Source organism: Mesorhizobium sp. M4A.F.Ca.ET.020.02.1.1 (assembly GCF_004022645.1).
Taxonomy (GTDB): Bacteria; Pseudomonadota; Alphaproteobacteria; order Rhizobiales; family Rhizobiaceae; genus Mesorhizobium.
Map to the genome: position 1 here is coordinate 1 of NZ_RZOI01001292.1, position 728 is coordinate 728.

Genomic DNA, 728 nt, shown 5'->3' on the forward strand with positions numbered 1-728 from the left:
TCTCGGCGCTGATCGGCAAGGAGGCTCCGCGGGGGACGCTGGCCAAGGTGCCGATGCTGCGCGGGCGGGTGATGGCACTGAACGGCGTCGACGTCGGCAAGGTGAGCGTGCCGGCGGAGGGCGCGTGGGTGCTGCGCGGCGACCGCGGCCTGACCTATGATGCGAAGATGCCTGCCAACGCGACGCTGACGCAAGGAACCTGGTGGCCGGAGGACTATGCCGGCGAGCCGCTGGTGTCGTTCTCGGCCGAGGAGGGACGGCAGATCGGGCTGAAGCTCGGCGACACCGTCACCGTCAATGTGCTGGGACGCAACGTGACGGCCAGGATCGCCAATTTCCGCCAGGTCGAATGGGAGACGATGGGCATCAACTTCGTCATGGTGTTTTCGCCCAACACCTTCGCCGGCGCGCCGCATGGCTGGCTGGCGACGCTGACCGACAAGGACGCCACCATCGCCGACGATGCCCGGCTGCTCAACGCGGTGACGCGTGCGTTCCCTTCGGTGACGACGGTCCGGGTCAAGGACGCGCTCGATATCGTCAACCGGCTGGTGGGCCAGCTCGGCACGGCGATCCGCGCCGCCGCCGGCGTGGCGCTGATCGCTTCTGTGCTGGTGCTTGCCGGCGCGCTCGCCGCCGGCAACCGGGCGCGCATCCATGACGCGGTGGTGCTGAAGACGCTGGGTGCGACGCGCAGGACGCTGATCACAGCCTTCTCGCTGGAGTAT

The 728-nt window shown here is 68.7% G+C and carries 1 pseudogene; it reads left to right on the forward strand.

The annotated features are described in order from the left end of the window. Positions 1-728, forward strand: a pseudogene (locus tag EN742_RS36725) (ABC transporter permease); the annotation flags it as partial.